Below are 12,672 nucleotides of genomic sequence, written 5' to 3' on the forward strand. Positions count from 1 at the left end.
AGACATAAAAGAGGCTATCTTTTATGTCTTTTTCTGTCTTGCTGGTTATCTCAGTTTCATTACTTTGGCTTCCCAGTTTTAACAATTTGTAAGCTTTCACTCCACTCAGATAATCCTGTTTCATTCTCTGCCTGAGCATATAAGAAATAGTTACCGTTTTTAATAAACTCGAGTTGGATGGAGAACGTTCCATCTTCATTTACTACAGTTGAAAGGAGTAACTCTTTTTTGTTACCTTTCATCTCGTAAATGTGAATGATAGAGCCAACTTCCCCATGACCAGTAACCTCCACAAGGCTTTCACTAGTTCTAATTTGTTTTTCATTCCATTGCGGAATACTTGGCAACTCAGGCTCCATTGGTTCTTCTGGTCGCTCTGCTTCCATGGCAAATCGTAACGCTTGAACAAATAGTTGCTTTCCGTCTTCTGTCCAGCCGTAGTTTGGTCCAATAATATTAGTTACGGCAAAAGAAGATAAGAGAAGATGCATATGTCGTTCGCCCATAAATGCATATGCTATAGATGCACCTTTGTCTACTCCACCAACTAAGATGTTCCCAACTACTTTTCCTGGATAATCTTTAAAAGTAGAATATGGACTCTTACTTGCGTGAATTACAATATTTCCGAAGCCATTACCTAAACCTTCAAAGATAGGATGATCTGTAATTGGTAACATTACTTCCCCTTCGTTATACCCTTGTTGATCAAGTGTTGGATAACCAACTGTTTTTTCCAGTAAGGAAATAGAACCTTCCTCTACTCCCCATGTACCAACAAACACGAGACTTACTTGATGCTCATCTGCCGCGTTTATTAATGCTTTTAGTTGCTCTTTTGTACCTTTATTTGTGTTAATAACAATTAGTTGATACTTTTCTACTTCTTCTACTAAATCCCAGTCTCTTGCTTCTGCAAACAATTCCTGTTCGTTTAGGAACGTAGATAGTTTATCATTCCAATCTCCAATCACTGCTACTTGAATCGATTGTAATGACAGGTTCAGAATGATATCCTCTCCTTCGATCAACACTCTCTCACTTGTCGGAAGATATCCATCTACCTCAACAGAAACTTCATATTCGCCGTCTAGAAGATCTGCAAATTCATAGTATCCTACATCATTTGTTACGATCTCATCTAAGATCGTATTCGTGCCAACATCTCTTAAGGTAACAATTGCTCCTGCAATTCCTACTTCCGACTTTTTCTTAATCGTTCCGGAGATCATGACACCATTTACTTTAGTTAATTCGAAATTCGCTTCTACTGTTTCTCCAAGTTGAGATACATTAACTGTTTGTGTTTGCTCTTCATAACCTCTAGCAACAACTTTCAGTTCGTACATTCCAGTACCAACTCCTAGACGGTACTGACCAGCTACATTCGTTTTTGTTTCCAATCCTAATGATGGAATAAATACAGTTGCATTAGAGATTGATTTTCCATCCTCTGTTGTAACAACACCAGTGATTTCTCCTAGGCTTGCTGAAATTGCCCAGTCAATGGCATTCGTGTACAATTGTTTCGCTTCATCAGTCCAGCGACTTTCCGGATGGCCATACGTACCCACTTGTAAACCTGAGAGTAAAATATGAACAGAGTTTGCACTCTTAAACTCATATCCAATCCCATCTCCTAAAATTCCTTGGTCATTATGCGAGAGTGAACCGATGGTTGTTCCACTATAGCTAGAATAAACCGCATATTGCTGGTTACTCGTTCCATTATTTAATAGTGGAATTTCATTAGATGTAAAGCCAGCGAAAATAGGATGCGAGTGTACCACCTTTACATTGACATGGCCCGGTACATAACTCCAGCTTACATTTTGCGGATTTCCAGTAAAGTCTGATAAATCTCGGATCGTTCCACCATTAAACTGGGAACCAAAAATGATACTTACTCCATTCTCTTGTGCCAGTTGTAAAAATTGTTCAAACGCGTCTTTCGTCATGCTAGAATGTTTCTCATTAAACAAGATAACCGCATATTCTGCCATCGTTTCGCGTAAGTTATCTAAGTTACTGTTCACATGTAATTCAGCCTCATAGCCCCTACTTGTAAGGAATGTCATTAAACGATTTCCATTTGTAGAGGTAGCAACGACTGCTACTTTCTCCGATTCTTCTAATAAGAAGTTAACATTAACCTCTTCGTTTTCTATTACAGACACATTTCTATGGATTGTTGAAGTATATCCTGAAGCTGAGGCACGAACATCATATTCCCCTACTGGAACGACTACTTGATACACACCATTTTCATCTGTTACTGCTGTAATTGGTGTACCCATAATAGCAACAACCGCACCCGCTATAGGAGCTTCATTTTGGGCATGTAAGACAGTACCTGTAATCACACCCGCTCGATCAGCTGTCACAATAAATGTCTCTTCCTGCTTCTCTCCATTTGTCATAGTAACGGTAAACGACTCTGGGTGGTGTCCAAATACATTAATACCTAGTGTGTACGTGCCTTCTGGTAACCCTAAACGAAACGCTCCTAAATGGTCTGTTTCTATTTGTTTCCCTGTTTCATTGACTGTAATAGTAGCTTTTACAGCTATTCCTTGGTTATTTTCCACTTGGCCATAAAGTTCCCCAACTAACGGCTCTTCGTTATCTAAAGCCCACGTAATCGCATTGTTAAAAATTGTCTCGCGTTCTTTATCAAAGAATGATGGGTTTCCAGGATGGAAACTGTTAGAGAAGGTAAAGTTAGCCAGTAATACTTCAAGTGAGTGAAGTGTTCTCCCTCTATAAGCAATTGCACTTCCAATTCTGCCGTCTGTTGGATGGGTCACGTCCGAGATAGTGGTTCCATCATATCCATCAAAAGCATAATAGTAGTTGCTACTAGCTAATAAAGAATACGCACTAGGAATTCCTTCAAGGATCGGATGTTCCACATTAACGGTCCCTTGCATACCTGCTTTACTTCCTCTGATTTCTATGGAAGGATTATTTTCGTATTCATATAAATATCGAATCGAACCTCTTCCACCATGTTGACCTGTCCAAATGACAGAAGTTTCTGTCGTATCTAAAGCTTGTTGGAAAGCATGAAATACGTTTCGAGTTGGAATTCTGTTGTTATCGTAATCAGAGTTCGCAATGACAAGATCTACCTCTTGTAAAAGTTCCAAATCTGTATAGGACATATCGATAACACGATAGCCGCGATCTTCCAAGTAATCCTTCATCTTAACAGTTCCAGATGCAGTAGAGTCTACAATCACACCAATTGTTGGAGAAGGTTTCATGGTAAGTGAAATCGCTACTTCTTCGTTTGTACCAACCTCAATTTCGACTTTTTTATTAACAAAGCCTTCTCTCGTTAAGAGTAGTTGATAGTTACCAGGCATAAGCCTTTCAATGGAAAATGATCCTTGCGCACTTGTCGTTGAAGTTCTAGGAACACCGATTACCTCAACCGACACATTACCTATCGCTGTACCATCCTTCTCATTTTCAACTAGACCACGGATAGAACCTACGGTGGTATCTACTTCTAATTCAATATTTAATGGTTCCATATTTGCATCAACCTGTACCTGGATTTGACGAGATTGATAGCCAAATGAATCAATTAAAATTTGATAGTTTCCATCTTTAATAGCAATCGTAAATTCTCCCGTTTCTGGGTCAGTTGTTGTAGAAAATGGTTCTCCAACAACTGATATTTCTGCTAATAATGGGTTACCACTTTCATCCGTTACTTGACCTGAAATCGTATGGAAGGAAGTATAAGCAGCCCATACGATCGCATTTGTTAGAACCTGTTTTCCTTGAACTGTGTAGTGTTCATTGTGATGACCTAGTCCAAATCCATGGCCACTCATTAATAATTCTAAACTATTAGAAGTTCTTGGTTTATACGCAACTCCTAAACCTAGTGAATGTTCATTTCCTTCATGTGTAATCGTTGCAAGACTATAGCCGCTATACTCTGAAAAGTACCCTACTCTGCTAGCAGTCGGCAACAGCAATTCAACAAAGTCACCTTCATTAAATCCTCTAAAGATAGGGTGTTCTTCTAAAACAATATACCCTGCGGCTTTTGTCGTTTCCAAAATGGTGTTTCGTACACGCGGATCTTGCCTATGTCGAACTAAATGATTTATTCCTGAGCCCGTGTAGTACGTATCCCCAAAGATGATACTAGTTTGAGCAGCATCTGCTGCAGCCAACAAGTTATCAAATAGAACTTTTGTAAAAGAAGATGTTGGTACGTCATTGATAAATAAAACATCGAAATTCCCTACTTCATCTACTACATTTGTTAAAGTTAATGACGTAGCTTCTACTCCTACTTCCTGCATTGCTGCTTGAAAGTTACGTCCATTTGAGTTGTATTCACCAAATACCGCTACTTTAGGAGTAGGGAAAATCTCTAATTGAAGCTCTTCTTGCATTCTACCTACTTGTACTTGTTGGATTAATTGAATATATCCATCTTTTTTAACCTTTAATGTGTAGGTTCCATATTCTAAACCAGTAAACTCAAATCTACCGTTAGCTGCTGTTGTCAATTCCGCAAGCACTTCTCCGTCTTTTTCCATCGTAACAATTGCTGCCTGTGCAGGTTGTTGCGTTAATCCGTCTGTTACTATTCCAGCAACTCGGTCACCGTTTGATGAACCCATCACTATTTGCACCTCTATAGGGGAACCATGCTGAATGGTAACTTCTTCTGTTTGTGTTGTAAATCCAGAAGCTCGAACTTCTAATGTATAGGTTCCTTCGTCATGGAAGAATTGGAACGAAGACCTACCGTCAATGACACTTGCTTTGGTTGTATTGTTTGTCTCTACGATCGCTATTTCTGCTTCTACTGGATTTCCTTCGTCATCCACAATCGTACCAACTACTTCACCAAAGGATGCTTCTTGTAAATAATCAATTCCATTAAATAAAATGGTTTGCATATCCGACAGCCAGCCTTGTAAAGGAGAAATCCAAGGAGCTGCAGCATGACTTCCTAATAATAAATGTGCACTGTTTTCTGAAACTGCTTTATAGGCAACACCCGTTCCTACCATACCTTGTGTAGTACTGCCAATGGTCGCGATGCTTCGGCCAGAGTATTGATTAAACCATGCAAAGTCTCCTGTACGAGTATATAAAGTCACTCGGTCCCCAACCTCAAATCCTTCAAAGATTGGATGAGCTTGATCAACTTGTAGTCGAACTTGACCTGTTAGGCCATAATGATGAGCAATCTCTTTCGGATCTTGCTTAAATTCTGTTAACTGTCTTATCGAACCGTAATTAGCTCCCCAAGCATCCGCAAAAATTAAACTAACGTCATGCTCTTTAGCTTTTTCTATCAGGGTGTTAAACAGGGCTCGGTCAGGCTTCCAACCTCCTGAGCCATAGGCACCGTTTAAATAAACGATATCATAGCGGAAAATATCCTCGATAATGTCCCATCCTCTTTCTTCTGCTAAAAAGCCGTTCATATTTAATAATGAGGTTACTTCACTATTCCAATCATTTAAGACTGCAATATCAAAAGGTGATAGTTCCATTGATAAAACAGCTGTTTTTCCCGCCTCAATTGTTACTGTTCTTTTTGTCACTTCATATCCATTAAGAGCAATCTCAATTTCGTATGTCCCTTCGTAAACAGCTCCAAATTGTAGTTCCCCATTATCATTCGTAGCACCATTCAGAGGAGTTTCTTTTACTAGTACTTCTACACCAAATAAAGGTTCTTTTGTTCTCGCATCCTTTATGGAAAGTTGAAGAGATCCTTCTTCTGCTTCCTCTAACTGATAATTTCTTCTTTCTTTGTAACCAGATACAAAGGTCACTTCTTCGATTACTTGCTTCTTCCCATAATGTGAAACTTTCACTGAATACTTCCCAGGTTCATGTGGAAGGGAGTAGTCTCCAGTAGAATTAGACATCACACGCTCACCAGTTTCCATAACGGAAACACTTACCTCAAGTGGCTTACCATTAGAATCAATGACTCGCCCTTCTACCACGCCTGGAGATTGATAACTTACAATCCCAGACCGATGTGCTACTAGAACGTTACCAGGCACAACAGGGATACCTGATGTACTGTAATCCGGTAATGAAAACTCTTTTAATATGTTGCCAGAATACACATCGATTGCATAAAAACTTCCGCTCGTGTTTGCGTAGAATAGAATTCCATTCGCGGTAACCGAGCCATTATGAACAGCAGTCCCGACGGAACGATTTGTCCATACTACTTCACCTGTGGCTTTATTAAATCCTCGCAATATTGGTTGCGCTGCTGAGTTCACTATGACAATGTCCTCAAATACAACCGGTGAACCTGCTTGCGTATCTCCTACTCCGGCTACTCGCCAAATCAATTCACCATTATTGCCATTAATGGCATGTAGTGTACCTGCTTGGTTATTAAAGTTTGCGCTAACGACATAAATGTTCCCTTCATGGAAAACAGGTCGTGAGGCAAATCCTTCTTGTGGAACTGTAATGCTCCATCGTTCACTCCCAGTTGAAAGCTCCAGTGCATGAAGCTTTCGGTTATCATACGAACCAATATATAACAGATCTTCTCCTAAGGTTGCACCAAAGAAAGATGAACCACCTAATGATTTTGACCAAATTGTATCACCATTTTCTGCATTTAAAGCAAAAACACTAGGGTTATCTACTAACCCTGACCCTACAAATAAAACACCATCTTTGTAAATAGGAGATTCATAAATGGCTGGTTGTCCGATCCCTTTTGTCCATCGAACTCTACCACTCTGTAAATCTAGTGCATAAATGTTTCCATCTTGTCCACCAGATAGATAAACAACACCGTTTGCAATAGTTGGAGTCGATCGGTTCGTTGCACCTAGTCTTACACTCCAACGTTCAACGCCAGTTGTACGATTTAATGCCGTAATCCAGCCTCGGTCTGTTGTAAATACAATTACATTTTCAGCTACAGATGGAGTAGAAAACAAAATTTGCCCCTTCGCTGAAGAAGAATACTGCCAATTGCTCGTTAAACTTTCTACATCGATTGCATTTGAAGAGACTGCATTCCTGCTATTATTGTTGTTTGCTGTAGCCCAATCTCTCTCTGTGTTTGTCTCATCTTTTTGAATAGCTAGTTCGACTTCTTTATTCTCATTCACGTTGATTGTTTCTGTTCTTCCTTTTATCCCTTCACCGGAAACAACCATTTCATAAGTACCTGCTGGAACAGCCTGAATCGCGAATTCCCCTAACTCATTCGTTCTGACACTAGTTAACGGTGTTCCTTTTACACGAATATAAGCAAATGCAACGCCATGATCCGTTCCTTCTTCTACCACTTTCCCTGTAACAGAATAACGAGAGGAAGCCTGTAGTAGCAAGGAAACTTCTGTTGTTTGTCCTTTGGTAACGGTAACTTCAGCCTCTAGTGTTTTATATCCGAAAGCTTCGAGTTTCACTGTATGTTTTCCCTCACGGATAGAAAGTTGAAATTCTCCATTTGAAGTGCTTACTTGCATGTTTTGACTTGGAACAGAAACTTTCGCTTGAACTTCCGCTCCATCAGAAGTTCGAATGGTTCCGCTTACTCGGCCTGCATAAGCTGCCTGGGTAACCGCTTGGTACACATTTATGATCCCATGCCCATACACATCATTTGGAACATTCCCCATAAACGATTCTGTTCTAGCCGTTTCTTTTAATAACGTTTTTACCTCATCGATTGTTAAATTGGGGTTCGCTTGATAAATGAGAGCAATAGCCCCTGATACATGTGGCGCTGCCATTGATGTTCCGCTAATTGTGTGATATTTTCCTTGTCCTCTAACAGATGGCCAAGCAGAATAGATTTGATGCCCAGGTGCTGAAACATCCGGCTTAATCAAACGTTGTTGATTACCGCTTTCGTCTGCCCAAAAAACTGGTCCACGACTAGAGAAAGAAGCAACTTGGTCGTTTTTATCTGTCGCGCCAATAGCAAATGAATCTGGGAAACTACCAGGTGATCCTATCGTTTGAGAACCAGGTCCTTCGTTTCCTGCAGAAAACAACGGAAAAATTCCCGCAGAAACCCATGCTTGGACATCTTCATAAAACTCTAAATTATACGTATTCGCATTTCCCCACGAGTTATTTACAACATGAGGTGCTTTAGAAGGGTCACCACCAGGGGCAATAAACCATTCAAACGCTCTATGAATAGCTGAAAGTGTCGTAGAACCTCCATCACTAAAAATCTTGGCCGCAATCCATTCCGCTTCTGGAGCGACACCAATTGGTTCTCCTTTACCTCCACCTACTGCCGTACCAGCTACGTGTGTACCGTGCCCGTGCCCATCACCAGGTGTAGCATAGTTATTACCGGACAAGTCTATCCAAGAATATTGATGTTTTCCATCTCTTCCACGGTAATTATGCATTAATGCCTCATGAGAACCATCTACCCCAGTATCCATAATACCAACTACAATTCCTTTTCCTTTTAATCCATAATCTCCCCAAACTTTTGTTGCGTAAATCTTTTCAAGTCCCCACTCAGGTAAACGTGGTTTTGACTCTTCTATTTTAATTTCAGGTAGTTCAATCACTTGATCTAAAGTAATTCGTTCGACATCTTCATGTTGCTGTAACAATTCTAACGCCTCTTGGTCAACTGTTGCTGTAATAGCATTAATAACCCACAAGGATTCCTTCTGTTTTACTTTCCCTTTTTCTTCAAGAGCAGAAAGTGCTTCAGATAAAGCTTTTTGTGAAGCAGCAGCTCTTTGTTGTAATTTACCTTTTACCGTTTTAATTCTGTCTTCCCTTTTTGATTTCTTGCTTACCTCTTTATGCAGTTGCTCTAAATCTTCTTTCTGGTTTAAGCGGATAATAACATCAACTGTTTCTGTTTTTTGCAGTTCCTCTAAAACAGCAGGTTCTACAGTTTCTTTCTCTAATTCCAGATCCATGTCACTACCAAGTGTTGGTGCTTCCCATCCTAATCCAGATAGTAGGCTTGCCAACTCATCGGTAGCTTCTGTATCTTCAAAAGGTGCCGCAAATTCTTTTTCCCTTTCTCTTTCTATATCCAGTTCATTTGTTAGTAACTCCCCTGTCTCCATAAGCTCGTTTGCATACGAAATTTGTGGTAAAAAACTACTAACTAGCAAAAGAAAAATAAAGAAAAGTGAAAACCATTTTCGTTGCTTTTTCCATCTCCTCTGACCCATCTTGCCACCTCCAATTTTTTTATTCGATTTACTAAATACCTCAAGTATTAAGATTATTCCTTTGTTATTTTTGAATATTTTTACTATTTTGTAAATTTTGATTAATTATACCTAATGGCTTTGTCGAAGATGTATTCCAAAGTGCTTAGCTAAAAATGTCGGATGAAAGAACGGAAATTTTTCTCCGTCCGTTTTCAATAAGCAGAGGATTATTTGGAAGTTCGGTTACAATGATGAAAAAAAGAGGTATTCCATTAGTTCAAAGAACTAATGGAATACCTCTAGTTAGACCCTACTTTAAAGAAAACGGTATCCTGTAAAGTAAGGTCAATTTTAATGCGTAATTTTTACACCAGACTATTTAAATGATAGATCTTGAAATTGTTGGGCAGTTAAATGGATTGACTCCTCACCGATAACAATAAAAGTCGGTTGAACGGTAGTTAGGTTACCAGATGAAGCTGACCAGTACTGACCAGAAGCTACAGCCAGGACTTCATGGTTCATATAAACTTCTGACATCTTTCTTATGCTTGGATGGATGACCGTTATTTTTTCTCTTCTTTCATCAGATCCAATTGTTACAAAGGATGTATCCTGTAAGATTTCCTCGACACCAGCATAATAGGTTTTAATTATACCCTCCGTTGGTACCTCAGCAAAGCATGAAGCTAAACTTTCCGCAGGTTTAAAGAAGGCATTCAGTTCTAGTACTTCTTTGGTAAACGTACGGCGAGATCCTTGGTCAATTTCCGCATAAGACGCTAACACAGGTACTTCTGGTAATGTTAATGCAAATTGTCTGAGGACAACATCATTCATCGTTTCGTGATCGGTAATCTTTGTTGTTAAACAAATACCTGACCAGCTGTTTCCGTACTGATCGAGCTTTTGAACCGGTTCAATTAGTGTTTTTTCTTTAAACAAAGTGCGATGGCTTACACTTGAAAACTTGAATTGTAATCCACCACCCCATGGGTTCCACCATGCTTTAGGACCTGCGTTTGGATATTGATGGTCAAATACTTCTTTCCCTTTATACGTTAAGGAATAGATATTCGGATAATAAGAAGATGAAGCTCTAAACGTTAGTACATTATTATCTACTGTCCATATTTGATCATCATTTTTCAACGAAACTTCTCCCAAGCCTTTCACAATTTGACAAGTTTGAATTTCCCCGTGCTGCCCAATAGATGAGTAGTTTCCTGAAATAAATTTAAATCCGGGCGTATCATGGGTAATGCTTACATTCATTTTAGTTACTGCGTCTTCTTTGTGAACCTCTGTAACTATAGTGTCTCCCTCATAATGTAAGGTTAACTTTCCATTTAGGTATGGGGTAAGCAGCGTTTGAAAAGTATAGTCAACTTCTTTCCCTACAGTTGTAACGAAATTATCATTTTCAGACTTCAATGTGTAAGTTGGCGTTTCATGAATCGTTTTTGCTTCCTCCCCAAGTACAAACTCTCGCCACTCTTGCCAGGTAGAAGCTGTATTAAGACCTACTTGAATTGGACCAAATTGAACAGCGCTCATTGGTTCAATTTCGTTTACTGAGTACTCAATTCCAAAACGCCAATCATCTTTGCCTCCAACTGCTTCTTCAGGCCAGCTTATAGCTTTCGTTTCTCCTTTGAAGGACGTAAAGAGCCACCTTTCCGAAATATCTTTATCACGAATATAATCTAGAAATGGTAAGGATGCTTCTCTGTTAGTCATGACTCCATCTTTTTGTGGAATACTTAAACCGTAGAGTTGAAGATTTAAAGGTTGTCGAAGGAATATTTCTTGTTTACTTTCGTTTCCTTCGTTTGTTATGTCGTGGTAGATTTCTACCAACCCATCCCCATAAATTTTGTATGATGTATTTAGTATTAACGGTGCAAATGTATCCGATTGTAAAGAAGTTTTTACTATAAATGCTTCCTGTGCGTCGATGTACTCAACCAAACTCGCTTCCTTCTTTGAGAACTCCTCACTAAACGGTTTGCCTAATTTCGGAGTAAATAATGGGACTGGCTCTTGGTTTGATCTGAGTGATCCAATAGTAACATGATGATTTCTTTTTTCAATTCTGACATAAAAAGAACCAATATAACCATACCAATATTCCTCTGTTTCACCACCAAATCTTGCTCCATAACCCGGGAATGCTAACGCTAATCGACTAGTAAAAGTAAAAGACTCTCCCGTATCGCGCTCGACTTTGACTACTAAATCTCCAGCAAGGAAATCATTCTGTAATAATGTAATAGACAACGGGATTGATACACGTGTATTGCCTTTGTGTTTTGCTTCTACTAAAGACTGGCCCCACTTTACAACCTTATTTTCTGGAAGTTTCACCGTCCACGTTGTATCTTCCTCTAATTGACTCTCTAAATCTAGATGTAATGTACCATTTTCCCCGTAACGCCAATTTGTTTTTATTGAACGTAAGTGGATCTTTCCTGCTTTTTTGGGGAACACCCCCATTTTGACTGGGATTTGGTGGCCATTAATCACGAGGTTTGCCGAAACAACTGGATGCGTTTTCCAAGGACTTGGCTCACTGCTAGGCATTTTCAATCTAACAGGATACTCTCCTCTCCACTCCTCATTGATAACAACTATTTCATTGAAATCGTGATCTATAAGTTCCGAGGAAATCCCCGAGATTGACACCTCAAGCGGTATATGTGTTTTATTGACGACTCGGTAAGAGACACTATGTTCTTTATTCTCTAAGAGTTTAAATGCTGGTAGCTTCATTTCTACTAACATATCATGAGTTTCAATCAGTCGAATTGCCCTTCCAGTTCGTTCAATTTGAATTCGGACAAACTCTTCTCCTGCTTCCCATACATATTCATAAAAGGTATGATCGTTTTCTTTAATACCGTCAGGCTTAACCTCAATTACACGTTGACTCGTTGAATACCAATCATGTTTTTCAAAGAAAGGCTTTAACCATTCAATTTGAAGTACCATCGGGATAAAATTCATTAAATGCGTTGTATTTTCTCTGTCTTCCCAGAAAAAGCCACATTTTTTATATAAAGGTACAGCCTTCGTATTTCCAGCCCACGTAAATAAATCTAATCTAGGCCAATTTAACTCAATTGTTTTTTCAACTGCTTTTAACACAAGTTGCTTCCCTATTTTTAAACCTTGGTAAGCAGGGTGAACATTTAATAATGGTATATACAGCGCCCCTGTATCTTCACGATATTCTGAAAGTCCACAATAGCCAACTACCTCTTCTTCAACTACAGCCAAAAATAAATGAAGATTCGTAGAATTGGCTTCTTTTTCTTTTACCTCTTCTTCTGTCATAACAACGGAATCTCCACCCCAATTTTCACGGCTCTCATTCCACATCTTAGCGATCCCTTTTGCTAGACCTTCATGGTACTCTACAATTTTTACTTGCTCGAAAGTTTCCATAACTTCCTCCTACACTACGTTTTTATGTGTCTAACCTCACTTAATTTAATTACTT

2 protein-coding genes are annotated in these 12,672 nt (G+C 39.2%); both read right to left on the minus strand.

What is annotated here, in order from left to right; translation table 11 throughout:
* Positions 1-59: 59 nt before the first annotated feature.
* Positions 60-9,188 (minus strand): carboxypeptidase regulatory-like domain-containing protein, encoded by a 9,129-nt coding sequence (locus tag DS745_RS16065; protein ID WP_129079253.1) that lies wholly within the window; start codon positions 9,186-9,188, stop codon positions 60-62.
* Positions 9,189-9,545: 357 nt separating this feature from the next.
* Positions 9,546-12,617 carry a GNAT family N-acetyltransferase gene (locus DS745_RS16070; RefSeq protein ID WP_129079254.1) on the minus strand — a complete coding sequence of 1,024 codons (3,072 nt, stop codon included), beginning with the start codon at positions 12,615-12,617 and terminating at the stop codon, positions 9,546-9,548.
* Between the last annotated feature and the right edge of the window lie 55 nt (positions 12,618-12,672).

This window comes from Anaerobacillus alkaliphilus, from assembly GCF_004116265.1.
In the GTDB taxonomy this organism is placed as follows: Bacteria; Bacillota; Bacilli; order Bacillales; family Anaerobacillaceae; genus Anaerobacillus; species Anaerobacillus alkaliphilus.